Here is a 21729-nt window from a genome sequence, read left to right as displayed (position 1 = left end):
GACAGGTCGGCGTGATGATGGGGTGTATGGACGGGATGGCTTTTTCCGCTGCCCCCGGGCCGGGCGAGGCAGACGAAGGCGGCCCCTTCAGCCCGCCCCCGGCCGCCATCGCCCTGCTCGACGCAGACGGCGTGCTCGTCGGGTGGAGTCCCGGGGCCGAGAATCTCCTGGGATATCCGGCTTCGCAGGTGCTGGGACGCCGGGCAGTGGAACTGATCGCAGGCACCCACGGTGATCGCGACCGATCGGGAGAGCCGCGACCGGCGCGGCGACCGCGGCTCAGCGGGGCACGCAGTTCCATCGTCGACGCGCGGCACCGTTCCGGAGGCACCGTGCGCCTCGTGGTGACTCTGCATTCCCTGACCTCCGCGCCCGGCGGGGTGGCCGCCTCCGCCGTGCTCATGGCGGCTGAGCTGGAGGCGATGCGCTGGTGGGAGACCCGGCAGGCGATGCTGCAGGGACTTGTCGCCCAGTCCCCGGTGACGCTGACCATCTACGACTCCGACGCGCGCCTCTTGTGGGCGAACGCGGCCAGCATCCGGGAGCTCGGCGGCGACCTCACCTCCCTGTTGGGCCGTTCCATGAGCGAGCTCTTTCCCGGCGACGTCCTCACCGCCCAGCACCAGGTGCCGCCGGAGGAGTTCATCCAGCAGATCCTGGAGAGCGGTGAACCGGTCATCGACGTGGAGTTCCGAGGGCGCGCTCCGGCCGACCCCCGGCGTGAATACGTCTGGTCCTCGTCCTATTTCCGGCTGGTGGACGGCCGGGGAGAGGCCGTGGGCGTGTGCGAACAGTCCATAGACATCACCGAGCACTACCGCGCGCAGCAGCGCCTGGCCCTCCTCGCGGAGGCGGGCGCACGGATCGGGTCGACGCTCGATCCGGTCGGTACGGCAGAGGAGCTCGCCAAGATCGTGGTGCCGCAGTTCGCCGACGCCGTCGCCATCGACGTAGCGGCGGAAGTGCTCGAGGGCGGGGAACTGAAGCCCGTAGCGGCATGGAACCTCGCACGCGTGGCGGACTCCGGCGGGCACCTGTCCCGGGTGGGGGAACGGGTCGTGTACGCCGAGGGATCGCCTCAGGCCGAGTGCCTGGCCTCGGGTCGGCCGACGACGGATGCCACCCCGGCCCCGCCCCGGCTGTACGTCCCGCTGCGCGTGCGGGAGACACCTCTGGGACTGGTCACCTTCGTGCGCGGCGACGACTCCGAACCCTTCGACGAGGGCGACCGGGCAGTGGCCGAGGAACTGGTGTCGCGGACCGCCGTCTGCGTCGACAACGCCCGGCGGTACCGCCGCGAGCGCACCGCCGCGCTCATGCTGCAGCGTAGTCTGCTGCCCCGCTCGCTCCCCGAGCTGAGCGCGGTCGAGGCGGCGAGCCGCTACCTGCCGGCCGACGACCACCTCGGCACCGGCGGCGACTGGTTCGACATCATTCCGCTCTCCGGCGCACGCGTCGGCCTCGTCGTCGGCGATGTCACCGGCCACGGCCTGGACGCCGCCGCCGCCATGGGGCGGTTGCGCGCGATGGTGCGGACCCTGGCGGAGCTGGACCTGGCGCCCGACGAACTCCTGGCCCGGCTGAACGACCAGGTCGGCAAGGAGACGCTGGGCCAGAACGGGAACAGCCCGGACGGCAGCGACCTCACCGGGGCGACGTGCGTCTACGGGATCTACGACCCTGTCTCCCGTAAGAGCACATGGGCGCAGGCGGGGCACCTGGCACCGGCCGTCGTGAAGCCGCACGAAGGCACGGCCACCTTCCTCCGTCTGCCACCAGGGGCTCCGCTGGGCGTGGGGTGGCTGCCTTTCGAGACCGCGGAGGTGGAACTCGAGGAGGGAAGCCTGGTCGTCCTGTTCACCGACGGCCTGGTGGAGGCCCTCGGGCAGGGCAGGGACGTGGGACTGGAACGGTTGGCGGCCGTCCTCGGGGAGCAGGGGGGCCTGTCGCCCGACCGGCTGTCCGCCCGAATCGTCGCGGAGCTGTCCTCCGACCGCGTGCAGGACGACGCGACGCTCCTCGTCGTGCGCACGCGGGCGCTCGGGGCGCACCATGTGGCCGCCTGGGAGCTGCCGGCGGACCCAGCCCTGGTCGCAGACGCCCGCTCGATGGCCACGGAACAGCTCGCCCGGTGGGGGTTGGACGATCTGGCCTTCACCACCGAGCTGGTGGTCAGCGAACTGGTCACCAACGCCATCCGGTACGCCTCCGGGCCGATCGGTCTGCGGTTGATCCGGGACCGGTCCCTCATCTGCGAGGTCTCGGACTCGCAGCACACCTCCCCGCACGCCCGCTACGCGGGCAGCGACGAAGAGGGCGGACGCGGACTGTTCATGGTCGCCCAGCTCACCGAGCACTGGGGTACGCGCTACATGCCCGCCGGAAAGACGATCTGGGCGGAACAGGCCTTGCCGGCGACCTGACGGCCACGCGCGGCCCGATCCCGGTCGCTGCCCCACGACACCGGTCCTGTCGCCCCGGTGCCGCCTCGCCGCGGACTATCCCGCCGAGGCCGCGAGGTCGGCCAGGACTCGGGCGGCCGGCGCCGGGTCGACCAGCCACTTCAGGTGGCTGCCTTCGAGGGTGCGGACGTCGTACGGGTTGTCCGGCGTCAGCTCGTTGCCTTCGCGGATCAGCCGGTCCTGCAGGGCTAGGGGCAGGCTCGCGTCGTCGGCCAGGCGTATGTAGGTCTTCGGGATGCGGCCCCAGGTGGCGGCCTGCGCCCGGTCGGCGGAGCCACCCACGTCCAGGTTCTCATCGGGCTGGAAGGTGTTCAGGAAGGTGAGGAACTGCTCGTCCGTGCCGTCGGCGAGGAAGGCCGCCTTGAACGCAGCCAGTACCTCCGGGTCCGCCGTACGGAAGTTGACGCGCAGCAGGCCGAGCTCGGCGGGGTTTCCGGCCAGCGCCGAAGCGAAGGCGGCGGGATCGACCGCGGCCATCTCCGGTTCGGCGTAGTAGTCGTTGACGTCGAGGTCGACCGGGCACCAGGCCGAGACATAGACGACGCGGTCGATCAGATCCGGACGCGCGTTGGCCACGGCCGTGACGGTGACACCGCCGCGACTGTGGGCGACGAGGATCACCGGGCCGTTCCGCTTGGCCCGTTCGAGGATCCCGATCAGGTGCGCGGCGTTGTCGGCGAGGGTGACACCCTTGATCGAGCCGGGCACGGTGGCGAGCGCCTCGGGGTCCTGCGGCGACTGGTAGGCGCGGGTGAAGGTCGCCTGGAAGCCGTGGCCGGGCAGGTCGACGGCGACCGAGCGGTACCCGAGGAGGCCGAGTTCGGCCTGGAGGGGCGCGAAGGAGAAGGAGTTCGCGAAGGCTCCGTGAACCAGTACGAAGGTCGGGTGCATCTGTCTGCTCCATTTCTGATGTCCTGAGGCGTCGGCGGCACGCGCGTCGCCGGCGTCAGCCGGCGGTCACCGGCAACAAACGTGGCTCTCGGCAGGATTGGAGAGGGCGTCCCATCGGATGACATCAACCTCATGATCGACAAAGCCAGTGACAATGATCAAGGTCGGCGGCGTGCGCAGGCCGGACGAGCGGACGAGGTGGAGCGAAGGGCGCCTCACGCGAGCTGCGAGGCTGCGGATAACGTGCGGGCATGGCGATGACGGGCGAGCGACGGGTCCTGTACCGGCAGGGCAGCGGATTCTGGCGAATGACGGCGAAGTGGGTTCTGGTCTTCGGGGCCCTGTACCTGCTGGACGGCGGGCTCATTCGGTCGTGGGGCGACGCCGTGGCCTGGCCGTTGATCGGAGTCGTGCTGTGGGGGCCGTTCGGCGTCGGTGTCGTCTGGTACTCGAAGAAGGATCAGCGCGTCGAACTGACGACGCGTGAATTCCGGTTGCGGCGCAAGCGGCTGCCGATGGAAAAGGTGAACCTTCTGCACGTGGCGCGGCTGTGGCTGGAGGGGCGATCGACTGCGGACGACCAGCCGGTGTCGACATGGCCCCGGGTCGTCAGGGTGGTGTGGGTGCCGCTGCTGGACGGACAAGCGTACGGCGTGGAGTTCCGCGATCCGGCCGCCTTCGCCAAGGTTTTCGGCGACTTCGCGGTCGCGGCGTGCGGCGGGCCCGACATCGTCCGCGCGAGGGCCGCGGCGGAGACCTACCCGGACCCGCGCCCCATGCTGTCCCGCACCGCCCGCGACGCGGGCTCCCGTGTGGACTTCCTGGACATTCTCGACTGACAGCCGGCGATACCGGGAGGAGTCAGCGCTCCTCGGGGCCCGGGAACCTCTCAGAGCCGGCGCTGTCGACCGGCCCCGGCCTGGCAGCCGCCTCGCCGGGGATGGGCAGCCGCAGGGCGGTCGGGCCCTCGAGGGCGAGGCTCGCCGCCAGCAGCATCGGTACGGATAGGGCGGCGGAATACGCGGCGACCCTCAGGCGGCCGATTCTCGGAAGCAGCGGGACGGTGATCAGGGAGAACGCCACCTCGCAGGCGAGCGCGCCGAGGGACAGCAGGAGCCGGGCACACTGCCCGAGCCGAAGCCGGCGGCGACGGCCGCGCCGAGTGCGGCGCCGGCGGTGCGGGGCGGGGCACCGGTGTTCCGTCAGCTGCCCGGCGAGGACGAGGGGTACGGCTCCGATCACGGTGCCGACAACGGCGGGGGCGGCATGCCGGGTGGCTTCGACGAGGAAGAGGTTCAAGCCGACCAGGCCGGTGGCGGCGAGCGCGAGCAGGAGTAGGTGCTCGTGTGCGTGGGTCATCAACCGCGGCGGCGCCTGCGGTTCCTCGTCAGCGGTCGCGGGTCTCGCCCTCCGGAGCGGGGGCGGTGCGGCTCAGCGATGCCTCCTCGATGCGGCCGCCGTGACCGAGCAGTCCGGTCTGGTCGAACGCGTGCTCCCGCATGAGGCGCGGCAGCTCCCGCCGGGACAGGAGGTCCACGGCGAGCGGGAAGAAGGGGCGTCCGGCCTGGGCGATCCTGAGCCATGGCGGTGCGTAGATCGAGCAGGAGCGGCGGTCGACGCCGCGGGCGATCCAGGCCGCGACCCGGTCCACGGGATACACGCGGCGGGCCGGGGCGGGCATGTGTCCGCGCAGCTCCCGCAGGACGGTGTGACGGTCGACGTCGCGGATCATGTCGGTGTCGGTCCAGTGCAGGTAGGCCACGCCCACGGCGACGCCGGCATGGGCCACCTCGGCGCGCAGGGAACGCGCGAAGGCCTCGGCTCCGGCCTTGGATGCGCAGTAGGCGCTCATCATGGGCGCCGCGCCGAAGGCCGCGGTCGAGGCGATCTGGAGGAAGTAGCCGCGCGTGGCCCGCAGCCCGGGAAGGAAGGAACGCGCGGTGGCGGCGCTTCCGACGAGGTTGACCTCGACGACCCGGCGCCAGGTGGCGGGGTCGGACGTCTCGAAGGGTCCGCCCTCGGCGACGCCGGCGTTGGCGATGACGACCGACGGGGCCCCCAGATGACGGGTCACGTCCTCCGAGGCCCGGCGCATGGCCTCGTCGTCGGTGACGTCGACCTCGACGACATGGCTCTGCGTGGGCAGCGTCGCGGCGACGGACTCCAGTGTGGCGGTTTCTCTGCCGAGCAGGGCCACCCTCATCCCCCGGTCGGCGAGGCAGCGGGCCAGTCCGGCCCCCAGGCCTCGGGCGGCTCCCGTGACGACGGCGGTTCGTCCGCGCGTATCCCATGAACGGGTCACAACGGCCTCCGTGCGGTGGTGATCAGCGACAAGGCGGCGGACGGGAGCCCGGCGGGCGCCGGGCCCCGGGGTCTGTCACTCCTTACCTGGGCATGAGAACGGTGTCGATGACGTGCACGGTCGCGTTGGCGGTGCGGACATCGCCGCACACGACGGAGGCGGTGTCGTTCACCTTGTACGAGTCGCCGGACCCGGCGGTGGTGAGCGTGCCGCCCTGCAGGGTCTTGAAGGAACCGTCGGCGAGGTCCGCCTTCTTCACCGGCTCGTCGACGACGTGGTAGGTGAGGATCTTGGTGAGCGTGGCCTTGTCCGCGAGGACCTTGTCCAGGTCCGCCTTCGGGATCTTGGCGAAGGCGTCGTTCGTCGGCGCGAACACCGTGATGCCCTTCGCGTTGTTCAGCGTGTCGACCAGGCCTGCCTTCTGGACAGCGGTCACCAGTGTCGACAGGGCCGGGTTCTTCGACGCGGCGGTCGCCACCGGGTCGTCGGCCAGGTCGGCGAGCGAGCCGGTCCCCTGCTTCGGTACCGAGGCGCAGCCCGGGCCGAACGGGGCACCGCCGTCCTCGGCGGACGCCTGGGGGGCGAGGGCTCCGAGCGAGACCGCGAGGGCCACGGCGGCCAGGGCGGCCGGGACGCGGCGTCGGGTGAACGGGGTGTTCATGACGTGCTCCTTACACCGGCCGGACGCCGAGGGGCCGCGGCCGTGGATCGGTTGTCCTCTCACCCAGTCCTTCCGTCCCGAGCGGCCGTTCGGATGGCATCGGCGGCGATTTTTTTCCGTTCCTCCCGACCATCCTCCCTGAGGACGGGCCCATCGCATCCGGAGTGCCTCCCTGCGCCGCACACACGGTTATGAGGAGGTCCACTCCGCGGCGGCGGCGACCAGCCGTGGCCACAGGGCGGTGAACAGCTCGGCCACGTCGGTCGCGTCCGGGAAGCCGCGGTCCTTGGCCATGGCGGCGGTGAGGGGTGCTTCGACGCTCATATGCCGCACGGTCGGCCCGTCCGCCCCGCCCGCCGCCACCTCACTGCGCAGGAACAGCGCGGTGGCGGCGGCCTGCCATACGGGTCCGGCGCACCTGCGAGCCCGCTCGGATGCGGACGGGCGGCCGGTGCTCAGCGCCCAGGGGTCGGCGGCGAGGAAGCGAACGGTGCCGATGCCGGTGAAGTCGGCCGCGGCGGCGCACATGGCGCACGGCTCCTGAGTGGACCAGAGCGTGTGCGTGGCGAGGTCCCACCCGGTCCTGGCTCCGGCCAGCGCGTTCAGCTCGGCGTGCGCCAGCGGGGTGCCGACCAGTGCCGCCGCGCCGTCCCCGACACCCGCGGCCTCGGGGTCGTACGCCCGGTTCCGCCCTTCGGCGACCAGCGCCCCGCTCTCGTCCGTGAGTACGGCGCCGACGGCGAGCCCACCGGTGCGCAAGGCGAGGTGGGCGAGCTCGAGGGCGCGTCGTGGCGCGGGGCCGAGGTCGGACCACGCGGCGGCGAAGGCGGGGTTCGTACCGGGGAGGGCGGGAGACGTGTCGGGCATCCCGGCACCGTAGCCACAGCCTGCCGTCCGCCCATGATGTCCGAACGCACGGAGTCGCCGTTCGGCCGCGGGAGATCCGCACCAACCACCGCACCGACCTTCCGGACGACGAGGCGTCGGCACTTGCCGACGAGCCGCATCTGGGTGCACGAGTCTGCGTCGTCGGTCTTGCCGCAGGCAGGCGACGGAGGGGCCGGGGGCCAGGGATGGGCGCCCGCCGGGATGGTGGGTCAGACCACGGCGAGCCGGTCCACCAGCAGCTCTGCCCTCTGCGCGGTGTCCTGTGGCGGCAGCCGTCCGGCCCGGGTCAGGGTCGCGAGGCCGTGCAGAGACGCCCAGAACACCTCGGTGAACAGCCCCGGGTGGACGCCGTCCCCGGCGACCTCGCCGAGGCTCTCCAGCAGGGCGGCGAAGGCGTCCTTGAGAGGCTCAGGGGTGTCCTCCCGCGCGAACGCCAGGCCGCCGTCGAGCTGGAACATGGCGTCGTAGACCGCCGGATTGCGTTCGGCGAAGTCGAGGTAGGCGCGGGCGAGGGCGGCGACCCGCGCGCGCGGGCTTTCTGCGGTGGAGGCTGCGGCGCGCACCGCCGCGGCCATCTCGGCGGCGCCTTCGAGGGCGACGGCGCCGATGATCTCGCGTTTGCCGCGGAAGTGGCTGTAGAGGACGGGCTGGCTGTATTCGATGCGCTCGGCGAGCCGGCGGGTGGTGACCGCGTCCCAGCCCTGCTGCTCGGCGAGTTCGCGGGCCGTCGCCACGATGAGGCGCTCACGCTCCGCCCGTTCGCGCTGCTTGCGTTCCTGTACTGACATGATTCGATCCTAGCACCGCTAGACAATCGAGCAGGAGCAGTACTAGCGTTGCCTCATCATCTAGCGCTGCTAGACCCCAGGAGGAGTCGTCATGCTCAACGCACTTCAGGTCATCACCACCGTGCTCGTCGGCCTGATGGTGGGGGTGGAGTTCTCCGTCGCCTTCGTCATCAATCCGATCCTCAACGCCCTCCCTGAGGACAGCGGACAGCTCGGCCGCTCTCACGGAGGCCGGATGCTCGGCGCCCTGATGCCGGTCTGGTACATCACCTCGCTCGCCCTCGCCGCCGCCTGGGCTGTCGCCGGGTGGGACAACCCCGGCACCGGACTCGTCGTCATCGCCGCCGCTCTGCTGATCATCAGCGTGATCATGTCGATCCTGCTGCTCGTCCCGATCAACAACCGGGGCAAGACGTGGACGCCCGAGAACCGGCCCGAGGACTGGAAGGAGCAGATGAACCGCTGGGACCGCTTCCACTACGTCCGCGTCGCCGTCATCATCGCCGCCTTCACCCTGCTGGTCGCCGCCCTTGCCTCCTGAGCCCGGAGACGACGGCGTCGGGCTTCGGCCTGCCGAGCCGGCCGTCCGGCGACGGCGACGACGGCGGCTTCCTGGTCGTCAAGGGAGTTCGCGACGTCGTCCTGGCCCTCGTCCTGGGCGTTCCGCTGGTGACGGGCCACCGCCGGGCGCTGGCCTGGGTGCTGCTCGTGGAGGCCCTCGTCGCGTACGGAGACATGACCGCCGTGCTGGCCCACCACGGCTCCACGGCCACGCGCTCGGCGTCCACGGCCTGACCGCGACGGTGATGGTGGTCAACGGCCTGCTGATGGTGCGCGAGACCCGCAAGGTCGCGGCCGCTCCCGCGACGCCTGCCCTGCGGCCCGCCTGATCCGATCGATCCAGGTGGCCCGGTCCTCGGCCGGGCCACCTCGGCGCGTGCCGGCATCCGTGAGTGCCCGTCAGGAAGCCCTTCTGCCGGAGCTCTGGTCGCGTACGACGATGGTTACGGTCCTCCTTCGGCGTCCGCGCCGGTGGCGAAGCGGCGGGCCATGCGTCGGCATGCCTGTGCGAGTTCGGGCGGGTGGAGGTCGGTCAGCTCGGTGTCGAAGGTGGCGAGGATTCCGGCGACGCCGGCCCAGGACCAGGCGCCGAGGGTGAGCCGACAGTGCTCGGTGTCGAGGTGCTCGACGACCGAGCCGCCTGGTGCCCAGCGGGCGACGACGTCGGCCGGCAGGTCGAGTCGCGCGGTGCCGGTGCACGGCCAGGCGGCGAGGGTGTCGCCGCGGTCGTGGCTGCTCATGACGAAGCGGGCGAGGTCGCCGTGGGGAAGCTCGCGGGCGCTGAAGGGATGTGCCGTGGGTCGAGGACGCAGCCGGTCGACGCGGTGCACTCGCCACTGGTCGTCCTCGAGGTCGTAGGCGACCAGGTACCACCGGCCGGCCCAGACGACCAGGTGGTGGGGCTCGATGCGGCGGGCGGGCAGGAAGTCGTCGTCGCCGGCTTCGGGGCGTGAGCCATCGGCGCGGAGGTTCTCCGTGACGAGGACGTGGCGGTGACGCACCGCGGCTCCCACGGCGGTGAGCACGGTCGGGTCGATGGGAGGTGCCAGGAACTCCCAGTAGTTCTGCAGCCTGGTCAGGCGTAGCGATTCCATGGAGGCCCGCAGCGGCGCGGGCATGGCCTGTTCCAGGGCGACCAGCGTCCGCGCCGCGTCGTCTCCCAGACCGAACACCGTGCTGGGCGCGGTCTGCAGGGCCACCGCGACCGCGAGGGCCTGATCGTGGTCGAACACGAGTGGTGGGAGGGTGTGCCCCGCGCCGAGCCGGTATCCGCCATCGGGTCCGTGGACGGTGGTGATCGGGTATCCGAGCCGGCGCAGCGTCTCGATGTCCCGGCGGGCAGTGCGCTCACTGACGTCAAGCCTGTCGGCGAGCTCGCGCAGGGGCCACAGTCGGCGCGATCCGAACAGGGACAGGAGCCGCAGTGCGCGTCGTGAGGTGCTCGCCATCGTCCCATCAGACCGGTAGTGGCCACTGGGTGTCCACTACCGGTGCCACGGTGGGGTCCGTTGAAGCCAGCAGCGGCGGAAGAGGACGGTTCGGTATGCGTGTTGTCGTGGTCGGTGGCGGGATCGGCGGGCTCGCGCTGGGGGCGGGATTGCGACGCCGGGGGTACGAGGTGACGGTGCTCGAGCGCGACACCGACGTGGCGGCGACGGGCGGTTACCACATCACCCTCGACGAGCGGGCCCTGTCAGCGCTCCGGGAGTCGGTGGCTCCGCAGATCATGCGGCGGTTGCTGGCGTCGGCCTCGGCGCTGCGGCTGCGCGACCGCGACGCGTTCTGGGACCGTCGCGGTCGGCTGCTGGGCCGCGGGCCGGTTCTCGGCGGCGCTGCCGGCGTCGACATCGACCGGATCACCCTGCGCATGCTGTTGGCCGAGGCGGTCGGCGAGGACCTGCATCTGGGGCGGACCGTGTCCGGTGTCGGCCAGGGCGACGACGGCGCGCCCCGAGTGCTGTTCACCGACGCCACGGCTGTGTCGGCGGATCTGGTGGTGGGCGCGGACGGTACCCACTCCCTGGTCGCCCGGCACCTGGCGGGAGGCCCCACGAACAGCCCGGCCGGCATCATCGGGTTCTCCGGCCGCACACTCCGCGCGGACCTGAGCCCCGGTGAACGGCGACGGCTCGGAACACGGTCGGGGCTGGCGATCGGACCGCGGGGCGCGGCGCTCTACGTCGGCTTCCTCGACCCGGTCGGCAACGCTGCGCTCGACGCCCCCGAACTGCGGATGTCCCTCACCACCGGCCCCACCTACATCTGGGGCGCCATGTTCCCCGAGTCCGCCGCGACCGATTCCCTGCGCGAGCTGCGCGACGGCGCGTTGCAGGCCGCCCTGGTGAGACGGTTCCGCGACTACGGCTGGGCCGAGCCCACGCTCGAGGTCATCGCCCGCGCCGACGCGCGCAGCCTGGCCGCGTACCGTTTCAACGCCGCCTCGACCCGGGCCACCGATCTCGCGCCTTGGGCCGCAGGTCCGATCACGGCGCTCGGCGATGCCGTGCACGCCACTCCGCCCACCGCCGGAATGGGGGCGGGCGCGGCAATTCGCGATGCCGCAGCACTGATTCAGCACCTGGGCGACGTCACTGACCGCGGTGTCACACTGACCGAGGCCGTGCACCGGTTCGAGGCGGGCATGCGGCGGCGTGGCAGCGAGATCCTCACCATGGCCATGAGAACAGTGCGCCTGATCCTGGCCACCGATACCACCCTCGGCGCCGCCACTACGTCCGTGACCACCTCGATCCTGGCCGCGGCCGCGCGGCTGCGCCAGTGACGCTCAGTGTCGGTGCGAGCCGTACGGCTCGGATCTCGCGGCCGTCGTGCTGGCCGCCGCCGTCATTGCCGCCCCCGTCATTGCCCTCGGCGCTCAGCGGCCGAGCTCGGCGAGGCCCTTGCGCAGATCCTCCGCGTTCATGACCGGCGTGTAGTCGATCTTCGCGCCGAGTCGCATGAAGAAGGGTTCCGAGATCTTCGGCATCAGTGACGGGTCGGCCAGGTCGAAGAACAGGAAGGCGGTCCGGCAGCCGTTGTCGACCGTGAAGTAGGCGGCCTCGGCGCCGAGCTGTTCCAGCGTGCCCTCGATCAGCTTCTGCAGCTCCCCCTGCTTGATGGCCTCGTTCGAGGCTGCGGTGTCCATCTGGATCTTGAGCAGCATGCGCATGGTGCGGCCTCTCCCGACCGGGCAGGCACGCCGTGCGGCACGCCTCGGCGCCCGGCCGCGCTCACTTCCAGCTTCCCCCTTCACGCCCGCTCGCTCCACCTGGCAGGCGCGGGCGGCCCCCGCCGGCGGCGCCGCTCGGGGCAGAGCGGATGGCCTCCTCGGCCGCGAGGGCGGCCACCGGTCGGGCAAGATCGCCTGGCACGATGGCGCCATGGTCATCGGCTCGTTCCCCTCCCCTCCCGGTCCCGCAGGTGCTGCCGCCTGCGCTCGCGCCCTGCACGACCGCCCCGACGCACACCTGGGCGCGCCTGCCGTGCTCGTCGCCCCCTACCCGCCCGGTTCCGGCCGCGCGGCCCGGCGGGAGGCGCTGCGACCGGTGTACGAAGCGGTGGTGGCCGAGCTCGGCGAGCCCACCCTGTACGGCGGTTCGGCCGCCGGCCCCAGCGTGCGCTGGCACGTCGGGCCGCACGTCGTGCTGCTGGCGGGCGGCCCGCAGGGGGCCACGCTCTCGGTGCACACGGCATCGGATCTGCACGGACGCGAGTACACCGCCGTGGAGTCGGGTTCGGTCGGCTGGCGCCCCGAGCAGCCGCACGGCTTCGACACGCTTCCCTACCTCTGGCTGCTGCACCGGGGGCCGGAGGGCCACTGGCCGGCCTTCCGCTGGGACGGTCACCACACGGCCGCGTCCTGGGAACACCTGGAGTCCTCGCTCGCACTGCTCCTGGACTCGTGGATGGAGCAGCTTCCGGTGCAGGTGCCGGGCGACTGGGCGTCGTTCGTCGTGGGCTGCTCGCGGGACTGGCCGCGGCACCTGCGCGTGGGCTACAGCCAGGACCGCGCGCAACTGTCACTGATGGTGGACCACCGGACCACGGCCGAGGAGCCGGGCTTTGAGCAGGCCATGCGGGGACGGGGCTGGCAGGTGCGCGACGGCGGCTGGTGGCGGGCGGTGTTCGCGGACGAGGACCCCACGGCGGCGAGGTCCGCGGCCCGGCTGCTCGTCGCCGACGTCCGCGGCCGTGGTTCGGCCTGTCCGGACGAGCTGGTGGCGTGGGAGCTGACGGTCAACGACCGCGGGCGGTTGTGGCTGCCGGGCATCGGCATGCCGGTGAACTGACCCCCGCCCGACCTCCGGTTCGGGCGGACCCCCGAACCGGCGCCCAACCGATCCAGCGGCCCTCGATGCCCGTCATCCGAGGCAGACGGGGCGAAGGCGTGCCGTTCCGCTCCCGCAGTGGCGAGCTCACCGCTGACCCGCTCCCCGCGCAGTCCCACTGCACGCGGGCGGTCAGCGCGTCGCGCAGGTTCCCCGCCGGTGGGTCTTGACGCCACGGGGTGGCGAGGAGAAGCGTCGGAAGCGAACGACAGATCCGGTCGAGTCGGTGATGAGCCATGGAAGCCACCCTTCGCAAGCGCACGGCACTGGCCGCGTGTGGATTCGCGCTCTGCGGTGCGCTCGCCGCACCAGCGGTCATGGAAGCGGCTTCGGTCGTAGCCGACAGCGGGCAGACCCAGGTCGAGGCGGAGAAGAAGGCGAAGAAGGGCAAGGAAGGCAAGAAGGCCAAGTAGAGCCACCAGCCCGGGCCGCTCCCCCTCCGGCCGTCGCCATCTCCACGACCACGCGCTCACGGCTTCCCCGCAGCCGACGCGCGGCAGCCACCTCCGTACCGCGGCCGCAGACGGACCAGGCACGGCGGGGATCACTGCGCCGCCCGGCGCATCCGTTCGACGGGCGTCGGGTCCCTCGTTCAGCAGACCGTCAGAGGGACCCGGCGTGCTGGGGGCGAGACGCCCGTCTCTAGTCCTCGTTGATGCAGGTGACTCCGGCGGCGAAGTTGAGCAGGCCGATGACGTCGATGGTGTTGCCGCAGACATTCGCGTCCAGGTCGACGGGCACCTGGATCACATTGCCGCTCAGGACGCCCGGGATGTTGACCGCGACGCCGACCGCGTCCGCGTCGGCGGCGGCCGTTCCGGCGCCACCGAGTGCCAGGCCGGCGGCCAGAGCGGCGGTGCTGATGATGCTGCGCATACGCATACGTGCCTCCTGTGAGAACGGGGGTGTTCCTCACCGTGGACTCTCACGCCCCCCGCGGGCGGCGGCAACGCGGGTGGTTCAGGCGGAGCAACCCGCTCATCCCCCGCCCCCGGCTCGCGTCGCGCGGTCGGGTGGACGTTCTCACCCCCCGTCCAGGGGTTGGGAAATGCGACAGGCACCGGACGAGCGGCTGGTCGGCCGCAGGCCGGGCCCGCGCCGCGAGCGGCCGGGGCGGGTCTCTCGCCCGACCGGCAGGTCGCATCCAGGCCGACGGCTTGCGCCGCTCCGCCGAGCGACGTGCCGGCCGGCTTCCCTGAAGCCCGCCGGCATGTCGCTCACTGGGTCACACGGTCTTCGTCAGGGGCCGGGTCACTTGCCGAACCACGCGTTGTGGATCGTCAGCGTCGACCTGTTGCCCTGCTTGTCGGTGATCCTGGCGGTGAGGGAGATCCCCTTGCCCCTCGCCGGAGTCCTCACGGACATCCTGCCGTTCTCGACCTTCGCGAGCTGCCAGGTCTTCCCGTCGTCGTAACTCACGGAAATCGCGAGCGACTTCAGGTTTCCCCCGGCCGCCGATCCCTGGACGGTCACCGGGACCGGGAGCGAGGTGCGCTCCGGGGCGCGTGAGGTGAGGTCGAGCGGGGGTGTGAAGCGGACCGTGGACACCGGGAGCGGTGTGGTGGCCGTGACCTGGCGGGACCGGAAGGTGAAGTCGGTATCGACGCGGGTGGAGGCGGTGGCGACCTCCGCGGGGCGCGTCACCGAGGTGACCAGCCGGTACTCGGCGTCGGTGGCGTCGACCGTGAAGGGCGTCCCGCCGGTCAGCGGGTCGTCGTTCTCGGCGAGTTTCACCCCGTCGCGGTACAGCGTCGTCGTGGCCGAGGTGATCTCCGTGAGGCCCGTGTGCCCCTGGCCGTCGGCGAACAACGGTACGGCGCCGACGATCTGCTGCTCCTTCGTGGCCGGGTCGGGAGCGGTGCGGAAGACGCCCGTGTTCTCGTCGAGGAGCGGTCCGACGACGCCGGTGTTGAAGGTCTCCCGATAGGTCCTGCCGGCCTCGTAGCGCTTGGGCCGGGTCATCTCGTAGGCGCCCTCGAAGGCCGGGTAGCCCCACTCGTCGGGCTCTCCGAGCTGGTTGAACTTGGTGAGCCACCTGACGCCGTCGGCGGTGGAGACGTGGAAGGTGCGGGTGCCGGGCGCGGTCTGCGGTGCCGAGAAGCCGTTGCCCTCGGGCGCGCCCGGCAGGTGGGGGAAGGGCGAGGCGAGAGCGGACTTCCCGGGGGCGGAGGCGCCGAGTCCGACCTTGAGCGTGGCCAGCTCGTCCGCCTTCACGTGCTTGGTGTAACCGGTCGCGACCGTGTGCGCCGGACCGCCGTAAGCCACGGAGTACTGGCTGGTGGCGTCCTTGAGGAAGTGCGCGTCCCAGGTCTGCAGGAGGGAGCCGTCGGTGACGGCGGGACCCATGTGGGCGGTACGGAAGCCGGTGAAGCCCCGCAGGACCCAGCCGTTGCCGACGCGGCCGATGTCGGTGGCGCGCTCGTAGTACGTCCCGCCGTAGTCCGCCCTGTCGATGCCGGGCACGGTGAGGTCCACGGGCTTGGCCGTGCGCGCGTCGGAGGTGACCGTGGTGTTCCCGGACACGTCCAGCTTCGGCTGCGCGATCCAGTCGGTTCCCCGGGTGAAGTCCGACGGGTCCTGGTAGACGGCCGTGTTGAGCGTGTACGAGCCCTTGGGCACGCGGATCGTCCGGGCGCCCGGCTCGTTGTCGATGCGGGCCTGGAAGCCCGCGGCGGGCCCGGCGACGCCGGTCAGGGTGCTGGAGAAGTGCTCGGCGTCGGTGCCGTCGCGGTCGACGGTCCGCAGGGTGAGGTCGTACGACTCGGCCTCCCGGACGGCCACCGCTGCCGTACGGACGGTCTGGCCGGGCGCGGTGGCGGTGACGTACGCGGAGTAGGTGCCGTCGGCGTCGCCGAGCCGGGTGTCGGCGACGAGCTCGACCTCGGCCGTGCCGCCGGCGGGCACGGTCACCTTCGGGGTCCCGAGGGCGAAGAATCCGGCCGGGGCGGGCCTGCCCGCCGGATCCAGGGCGGACACCGACAGGTCGAGGGTGATGTCGCCGGTTCCGAGGTTGCGGTAGGCGATCTTCCGGGTGAGGGGCTGGTCGTCGGTGTGGGGCCAGGAGGCGGTGCCGAAGGTGAGGGCGACCGGGTCGGCGATCACGCTCTGGGTCAGCGCCCTGTCGATCTGGACGCGGCCCGATCCCTGCTGGTGGGCGGTGTATCCGCCGTCCTCGGCGGACGCGGTCAGCGCGCCCTTGAGCTCGGTGGCCTTCCAGTGCGGGTGTCGCTGCTTGAGGATCGCGGCCGCGCCGGCGACGTGCGGCGTGGCCATGGAGGTGCCGTCGATCTGCAGGTAACCGGCTGCCGGGTGCGGTGTGCCGGGACGCGTGTCGATGGAGCTGCCGGGGGCGGCGGCCGCGGTGATGGCGACGCCGGGTGCGGTGAGGTCCGGCTTGACGGCGCCGTCGCCGACGCGCGGGCCGGTGCTGGAGAAGGGCGCCAGGCGGTCGTCGTGGTCGACGGCCCCGACGGTCAGCGCGGCGTCCGCGCTGCCGGGTGAGCCGACCGTCGATGCCCCGGCCTCGCCCTCGTTGCCCGCCGCGACGACGAAGAGGGTCCCCTTCTCGGCGGACAGCCGGTCGACCGTCGCCTCCAGCGGGTCGACGCCGGGGCTGTCGGGCCCGCCGAGGCTGACGTTGACCACGTCCGCGCCTTCGGCGACGGCCCATTCCATGCCCGCGATGACGGCGGAGTCGTCCCCGTGTCCTTCGTCGTCCAGGACCTTGCCGCTGATCACCTCGGCGCCGGGTGCGACGCCCTTGTGCCGGCCGCCGGACTTCGCGCCGGTTCCGGCGGCGATCGACGCGACGTGCGTCCCGTGCCCGACGCGGTCCACGGTGTCGGGAGAGGCGGAGAAGTTCTTCTCGCCGACGACCTGCGTCCTTAGGTCGTCGTGGGTCTTGTCGACACCGGTGTCGAGCACCGCGATCCTGACGCCCGTGCCGGTGTACCCGGACTCCCAGGCCCGATCGGCGCCGATCCGACGGACGCTGCGGTCCAGACTCGCTGTGCGCACTCCGTCCAGCCACACCCGGCCGATGCCCGGTGCGGCGGCGCGCGCACCGGTCCGCTGCGGGTCGGTCAGCGCTTCCCACACCCGGGCCACGTCGCCCGGGGGCGTACGGACGGCTTCCGCGTCGATGGTCGGGAACGTGCGCCGCGGTTCGGTGTCACCGGCCGCGCGGACCTGGGCCCGGGCGGCGCCGGCGCCCCCTTCGTACTGGACGATCAGCTTGAGGCCGGCACCGTGGCTCTTGCGCAGGCGCGGGTCGGTGAGCACGTCGAGGTCGAAGAGGCGCTGGTCGAGCCTGCCGGTGGCGATCAGCCGCTGGGCGTCGGCGGGCACGACCAGGGTGCGGTCTCCGGTGCGCTGTACCTGTACGGGTATGTGTTCGCGGCCCTTGGCGGGCTCGAAGCCCACCATCCGGCCCGCGGCGTCCGCGATCACGCTGTCGCCGGTGACGAGCGGGATCCGCTGGTCGATGCCGACGCGGGTGGTGGCTGCTGCGGCCGTCGCGTGGTGCCCGATGGGTGCGTCGGACCCGGTCGTCGCCGTCGCGGGGCCGGTCATGCCTGCTGTCAGGGCGACCGATGTGGCCGCTGCGACGGTGAAGGCGCGTGCTCTCTTCACGTGTGCGCGCAAAACTCCCCCAGGAGCTCGGGATGAGGTCGAGTGATGGTTTCCGGTCATGGGCGCGAAGGCGCGCCTCGACCGGTGAGCGCAGTATGTGAGGTCGGCAACGGTCTTCTGAGCGGCGGGAGTTGTGGATGAGTACTTTCAGGCCATCCGGCGGCCGGTGACTTCGATGAGGCCATGACGGCGATGTGACGGCTCTGCGACACGACGGCGATGCTTCCGCTACGGCGGCACTCGACGGCCTCTCCCCCGCGCGTCCCGATGCAGGCGGCACGGGCTTTTCGAGGCGCGGCACCGGCTCGACCGGAGCGCTCCGCTCCAATTGGCCGTTTCCGTACCCGTCGGGAACTGCCGTCGATCGGGCAGGGTTGCACCGACGGTGGCGGGGGCGATCCCCCTCCCCGGCCTCGTCGACGGCCGCCGACCTCGTGTCGCGCGGTGACGGGCCCGCGTCCCGGTTGTCGTCCGGGGCCGGCTTCGTCTCGGTCCTGTCCGAGGCGTCAGCCGGATGGAGCAGCGGCAAGGCGACCGTCGGCGGGGCGGACCGCCCGGGGTGATCGCCCTCATGCGGGTGGGCGACCGGACGACGGTCCACCGCGCCGGTGTGGCCGATACGACGACGGGCCGGCCGCCGCGGGCGACCGATCACATGCGGATCGCGGGCGTCGCCAAGGCGTTCAGCGGCGCGGCGCCCTGCGCCTGGTGGACCGGCACCGGCTGAGCCTCGACGACACGATCGGCGCCGAGTCCTGCCCTCACTGCCCAGCGCGGGGCACGAGGTGACCCTCCGCCGGCTTCTGAGGCACACGAGCGGGCTGCCGGACTTCTCGAGCGCCCCCGAGTTCGTCGAGATCGTGGTCGCGGTCCCGAGGCATCACTTCGACTCGCGCGGGCTGCTCGACTTCGTCGCCGACGACGGGCTGGAGTTCCCGCCGGGTTCCCGGTACGCGTACGCGAACTCCGACGACATCGCCGTCGCGCTGATGGCGGAGGCGGTGACCGGCCTGCCGTACGAACGGCTCCTGGAGCAGCTCGTGTACCGGCCCCTCGCCCTGCGGCAGACCACCCTGCCGCAGGGCTTCCGGATGCCGAGGCCGTACCTGCACGGCTACGACGTCACACCGCCCGCCCCGCCCGAGGACGTCATCGACGCCCTCAGCGCCTCGGGCGTCTGGGACTCCGGCGGCATCGTGTCCACGCCGAAGGACCTCAACGCCTTCATGCGGGCCTGGGCGGGCGGGCGCGGCTGCCTCTTCAAGCCGGCCCCGTTGACCAAGGTGCGGGCCGTGCAGGAGAACTTCGACCGCGCCCTGCCACGGCGCTGACGGGCAGGCCCTCACGGCGGTGGGACGCCTCTCCGGCCGCGTTCGCGCACGGACGAGTCTCCTTGTCGGCGACTGCGTCTTGCCGCGCTGCCGGTCAGAGACCGAGCTCGTCCGCGGCCATGCGCGTGCCGAGCACCCGGGCCTCGATCTTGGCGAAGGCGACGTCGCGGGAGGTGGAGGTGTCGTCGGCCCATGTGGCGAAGCCGGCGTCGTCGCAGGTGCCGAGGCGCTCGACGGGGATGTACCGGGCTGCTGTCAGCACGCGGTCACGCACTTCCTCCGCGCTCTCGATGCGGGGATCGAGCGGGTCGGTCACACCGACGAAGATCCGCTGGTCGTGGGTCGAGTGGTCCCGGGCGGCGCTCAGGGCGCGCTCCCGGTCCGGCTCGCTCGCCATCTGGAGGTAGAAGGTTCCGGCCTTCAGCTTGAACAGGTCGGGAAGCAGCTCGGTGTAGTCCACGTCGAGGCTGTGGGTGGAGCCCTGGTCGGCGCCCGGGCAGGTGTGGACGCCGATGCGGGACCGGTCGCTCGCGCTGAACCGGCCGAGGACCTCGTTGTCGATCGCGACGAAGTCCCTGAGCACACTCTTGCTCGGGTCCAGCTTCAAGGCCAGGCGCATCAGCGAGCAGTCCAGCTGCACGCCGGCCGCGCCCGCTTCCAGGCAGCCGCGGATCTCGGCCTCGGCCTCGTCGGCGAGGTCGCTGAGGAAGGTCTCGCGGGAGTAGCCGGAGATGCCGTCGCTCGGGTACAGCAGACTCAGCGCGGACGGCGCGACCACGGTCTGCTTCACCGGGCGGCTCGTGTGCTGCTTGGCCTCGCGCAGATACGACTCCGCGCGCACCTTGTACCGGAAGGGCCCGGAGGTCAGCCTGGGCAGCTGCCGGGTGTGACCGTCGGCGAAGGGGATGACCACGCCGTCCGGGGCGAGGCCCGGCAGGCCGCCCACGGGGTAGGTGAAGGAGTCGGGCTTGGCCTGTTCGCCGTCGACCAGGACCGGGCTTCCGGTCTCCTCCAGCCTTCGGATCGTCTCTTGGACGGCCCGCTGCGGGGCTTCGTGCGCGTGGGGAGGCCGGGGGATGCTGCCGATGGGTTCGGTGGGGATGCTCATGCCCGTGAACCTAGAGAGCCCGGCCCGCTCCCCGGCCGTGGCGCGCGGGCCGGGTCACCGGAATCGGGGGCGGCCAATTGCCGCAGACCGGATCCGGCGAGCTCACGGACGGGATTCGTGGAGCACCGCGTGGAAGCGGCCCCTGTCCTCCCTTCCCACCGGGTCGATTCCCCGCCGGCGGAGGGTGTCGATCGCGTACCGTCGCTCGCGGTCGTCGGTGAACAGCCGTTGCGGCCAGGTCCGGGTGAGATCGCTGGTCGTGCGCAGGCCGTGCGCGGTCAGGGAGCCGGCGATCGGTGCGTAGGAGACCGTCCGCAGGACGAACGCGCTCACCCAGAGCGGACGTCGGACACCGGCCAGGAGCGCGGTGAACGTGCGGTCGGTGACGTAACTTCCTCCGCCGCTGAGGGTGACGAGTCCGACCCGCTCCAGTGCGTCGGTCAGTTCCGGCCCTGGCTCGGAGTTCTCGAGGTCGTCGCTGAACCCCGCGTCGAGGAGGCCCACCCTGCGGGCGTAGGCGATCGCGCGAGGTGCGACGTCCAGCCCGTACACGGGGTACGCCTCGCTCCTTCGCCGTGCGGCGTAGAACTCACGGTCCCAGGCGGCGAGCTCGTCCGTCGACATCGCCCCGGCCCGCCGGCTGGTGTATCGCGTGTAGAGCTCGGCCAGCGTCACGTCGTGGTTCAGCAGGGCCGCGTTGATTCCGTACGAGCAGCACACGTCCAGCACCGCCGGCCTTCCGGCGCCGCCGTCCGCCAGGGCCGCGCGTTCGGCGGCCGTACGCCGGAACACGGCCTGGGCGTGGTGCGGGATCACGTACTCCAGAGGAGCCAGCTGAGCGAAGTACGCCCGGGGATCGGCCTGGTCGTAGATGTCGTCGAACCGCGTCTTGCCCACGGCCTCGGAGGCGTCACCACTCACTTTCGAGGTGGTCATGCACCTGGCCCTTCTGTCGTCCGCGTCCGGAACCGCCACGGTGCACGGCCACCGAACGGAGTCGGCGTGCTTGCTGCGATCATGGTGAGCGGGCGGTCGCGTCCCGTCCAGACCGCCCCTGCTGTTTTCGGCCTGACGGCGGAGGGGCCTCGCACCGGTCATCACTTCCCCGGCGTCGTTGACAGGTGTCGGCGCGGGTCGTTCTAATGCGGACGCGTAGCACTCGGGCCCCTTCGGTCCGGTCGCAAGGAGACGCGAGAAAAAAAAGGGGGGCCGAGTCGTGGGGGTGCGCAGCGGTGTGCCGGAGGGCGCGCCGGGTGGGATCGCGGAGTTGTACGAGCGGGACCGCGCGTGTCGGATGTTGGGGATCGATCTGGTGGAGGTCACGCCGGGCCGGGCGCTGATGCGCATGCGGGTGGGCGAGGACATGGTGAACGGCCACGGCATGGCCCATGGCGGGTTCCTGTTCCTCTTCGCCGACGCGGCGTTCGCCTACGCGTGCAACGGGTACGGTCCGGTCACCGTGGCGCAGTCCGCGCAGGTCACCTTCCTGCTGCCGGCCGCGGTGGGCGACGAGCTGCTCGCCGAGGCCGTGGAGCGGACGCGGTCGGGCCGCAACGGGATCTATGACGTGACGGTCCGCCGCGCGGACGGCAGCGTGGTCGCGGAGTTCCGCGGACAGAGCGTGATGCTCGCCGGCCGGGCGCAGGGCCCGCGCGACTGACCAAAGGGACCCCAGGGCCACAGGGACCACAGGGCCACAGGGACCACAGGGACCACAGGGACCACAGGGACCACAGGGGAAAGTAACGCCCGGCGCCGACCGAGGAAGCCGGTCGGG

20 protein-coding genes and 1 pseudogene are annotated in these 21729 nt (G+C 72.0%); 9 read left to right on the top strand and 12 right to left on the bottom strand.

Annotated elements, in window-relative coordinates; all coding sequences use genetic code 11:
- Positions 1-14 precede the first annotated feature (14 nt).
- Positions 15-2423, top strand: a complete 2409-nt coding sequence (locus tag ACFY7C_RS20935; protein ID WP_389652503.1) for a SpoIIE family protein phosphatase — start codon at positions 15-17, stop codon at positions 2421-2423.
- A 75-nt stretch (positions 2424-2498) separates the two neighbouring features.
- Here the strand turns inward: ACFY7C_RS20935 and ACFY7C_RS20930 are convergent, their stop codons facing one another.
- Complete coding sequence (locus tag ACFY7C_RS20930; protein ID WP_389652501.1) at positions 2499-3353, bottom strand: alpha/beta fold hydrolase; 855 nt, start codon at positions 3351-3353, stop codon at positions 2499-2501.
- A gap of 251 nt (positions 3354-3604) precedes the next feature.
- Between ACFY7C_RS20930 and ACFY7C_RS20925 the strand changes: the two genes are divergently transcribed.
- The gene (locus ACFY7C_RS20925; protein WP_389652498.1) at positions 3605-4192 is read left to right on the top strand and encodes a hypothetical protein; all 588 of its coding nucleotides are present in this window, start codon (positions 3605-3607) and stop codon (positions 4190-4192) included.
- A gap of 22 nt (positions 4193-4214) precedes the next feature.
- On the opposite strand, the gene ACFY7C_RS20920 is transcribed toward ACFY7C_RS20925, so the two are convergent.
- The 5 genes from ACFY7C_RS20920 to ACFY7C_RS20900 all read right to left on the bottom strand — a co-directional run bounded on the left by ACFY7C_RS20920 (position 4215) and on the right by ACFY7C_RS20900 (position 7992).
- Positions 4215-4712: a hypothetical protein gene (locus ACFY7C_RS20920; protein WP_389652495.1), complete on the bottom strand. Its 498-nt coding sequence runs from the start codon at positions 4710-4712 to the stop codon at positions 4215-4217.
- 28 nt (positions 4713-4740) lie between these two features.
- Positions 4741-5655 (bottom strand): SDR family oxidoreductase, encoded by a 915-nt coding sequence (locus tag ACFY7C_RS20915; RefSeq protein WP_389652492.1) that lies wholly within the window; start codon positions 5653-5655, stop codon positions 4741-4743.
- A gap of 82 nt (positions 5656-5737) precedes the next feature.
- Entirely contained in the window at positions 5738-6316 is a 579-nt protein-coding gene (locus tag ACFY7C_RS20910) for a fasciclin domain-containing protein (protein WP_389652489.1), read from the bottom strand.
- Positions 6317-6505: 189 nt separating this feature from the next.
- Positions 6506-7183: a deaminase gene (locus ACFY7C_RS20905; RefSeq protein WP_389652486.1), complete on the bottom strand. Its 678-nt coding sequence runs from the start codon at positions 7181-7183 to the stop codon at positions 6506-6508.
- 230 nt (positions 7184-7413) lie between these two features.
- The gene (locus ACFY7C_RS20900) at positions 7414-7992 is read right to left on the bottom strand and encodes a TetR/AcrR family transcriptional regulator (RefSeq protein WP_389652484.1); all 579 of its coding nucleotides are present in this window, start codon (positions 7990-7992) and stop codon (positions 7414-7416) included.
- Positions 7993-8083: 91 nt separating this feature from the next.
- On the opposite strand from ACFY7C_RS20900, the gene ACFY7C_RS20895 reads away from it, so the two are divergent.
- Both ACFY7C_RS20895 and ACFY7C_RS20890 read left to right on the top strand, forming a co-directional pair.
- Positions 8084-8533, top strand: coding sequence for an anthrone oxygenase family protein (locus tag ACFY7C_RS20895; protein ID WP_389652481.1), 450 nt, complete (start codon positions 8084-8086; stop codon positions 8531-8533).
- On the top strand, positions 8434-8787 hold the full coding sequence (locus ACFY7C_RS20890) for a DUF4267 domain-containing protein (RefSeq protein WP_389652793.1): 354 nt from the start codon (positions 8434-8436) through the stop codon (positions 8785-8787). The genes ACFY7C_RS20895 and ACFY7C_RS20890 overlap by 100 nt, the downstream gene beginning before the upstream one ends.
- 209 nt (positions 8788-8996) lie before the next feature.
- Here the strand turns inward: ACFY7C_RS20890 and ACFY7C_RS20885 are convergent, their stop codons facing one another.
- Positions 8997-10001: a helix-turn-helix transcriptional regulator gene (locus ACFY7C_RS20885; RefSeq protein WP_389652479.1), complete on the bottom strand. Its 1005-nt coding sequence runs from the start codon at positions 9999-10001 to the stop codon at positions 8997-8999.
- A gap of 95 nt (positions 10002-10096) precedes the next feature.
- Between ACFY7C_RS20885 and ACFY7C_RS20880 the strand changes: the two genes are divergently transcribed.
- The gene (locus ACFY7C_RS20880) at positions 10097-11335 is read left to right on the top strand and encodes an FAD-dependent oxidoreductase (RefSeq protein ID WP_389652476.1); all 1239 of its coding nucleotides are present in this window, start codon (positions 10097-10099) and stop codon (positions 11333-11335) included.
- A 93-nt stretch (positions 11336-11428) separates the two neighbouring features.
- Here ACFY7C_RS20880 and ACFY7C_RS20875 read toward each other — a convergent pair whose 3' ends face one another.
- Positions 11429-11722: a hypothetical protein gene (locus tag ACFY7C_RS20875; protein ID WP_389652474.1), complete on the bottom strand. Its 294-nt coding sequence runs from the start codon at positions 11720-11722 to the stop codon at positions 11429-11431.
- A 211-nt stretch (positions 11723-11933) separates the two neighbouring features.
- Between ACFY7C_RS20875 and ACFY7C_RS20870 the strand changes: the two genes are divergently transcribed.
- Both ACFY7C_RS20870 and ACFY7C_RS20865 read left to right on the top strand, forming a co-directional pair.
- Positions 11934-12842: a hypothetical protein gene (locus ACFY7C_RS20870; RefSeq protein WP_389652471.1), complete on the top strand. Its 909-nt coding sequence runs from the start codon at positions 11934-11936 to the stop codon at positions 12840-12842.
- 275 nt (positions 12843-13117) lie between these two features.
- Positions 13118-13294, top strand: coding sequence for a hypothetical protein (locus ACFY7C_RS20865; RefSeq protein ID WP_389652468.1), 177 nt, complete (start codon positions 13118-13120; stop codon positions 13292-13294).
- A gap of 229 nt (positions 13295-13523) precedes the next feature.
- On the opposite strand, the gene ACFY7C_RS20860 is transcribed toward ACFY7C_RS20865, so the two are convergent.
- Both ACFY7C_RS20860 and ACFY7C_RS20855 read right to left on the bottom strand, forming a co-directional pair.
- On the bottom strand, positions 13524-13763 hold the full coding sequence (locus tag ACFY7C_RS20860; protein ID WP_389652465.1) for a chaplin: 240 nt from the start codon (positions 13761-13763) through the stop codon (positions 13524-13526).
- Between the two features lie 369 nt (positions 13764-14132).
- Positions 14133-17513, bottom strand: coding sequence for a S8 family serine peptidase (locus ACFY7C_RS20855; protein ID WP_389652462.1), 3381 nt, complete (start codon positions 17511-17513; stop codon positions 14133-14135).
- 535 nt (positions 17514-18048) lie between these two features.
- Here ACFY7C_RS20855 and ACFY7C_RS20850 point away from each other — a divergent pair.
- A pseudogene (locus tag ACFY7C_RS20850) lies at positions 18049-18763 on the top strand (serine hydrolase domain-containing protein); the annotation flags it as partial.
- A gap of 175 nt (positions 18764-18938) precedes the next feature.
- On the opposite strand, the gene ACFY7C_RS20845 reads toward ACFY7C_RS20850, so the two are convergent.
- Both ACFY7C_RS20845 and ACFY7C_RS20840 read right to left on the bottom strand, forming a co-directional pair.
- A complete protein-coding gene (locus ACFY7C_RS20845; protein WP_389652460.1) occupies positions 18939-19952 on the bottom strand; it encodes a 5-methyltetrahydropteroyltriglutamate--homocysteine methyltransferase in 1014 nt (337 codons plus the stop codon).
- A 102-nt stretch (positions 19953-20054) separates the two neighbouring features.
- The gene (locus tag ACFY7C_RS20840; protein WP_389652457.1) at positions 20055-20888 is read right to left on the bottom strand and encodes a hypothetical protein; all 834 of its coding nucleotides are present in this window, start codon (positions 20886-20888) and stop codon (positions 20055-20057) included.
- Between the two features lie 358 nt (positions 20889-21246).
- On the opposite strand from ACFY7C_RS20840, the gene paaI reads away from it, so the two are divergent.
- Positions 21247-21612 (top strand): hydroxyphenylacetyl-CoA thioesterase PaaI, encoded by a 366-nt coding sequence (gene paaI, locus ACFY7C_RS20835; RefSeq protein ID WP_389652454.1) that lies wholly within the window; start codon positions 21247-21249, stop codon positions 21610-21612.
- The last annotated feature ends 117 nt before the right edge of the window (positions 21613-21729 follow it).

Source organism: Streptomyces sp. NPDC012769 (assembly GCF_042901205.1).
Taxonomy (GTDB): Bacteria; Actinomycetota; Actinomycetes; order Streptomycetales; family Streptomycetaceae; genus Streptomyces.
Note: the sequence above shows the minus strand (reverse complement) of the source record. Positions and strands in the feature narration are given on the sequence as shown.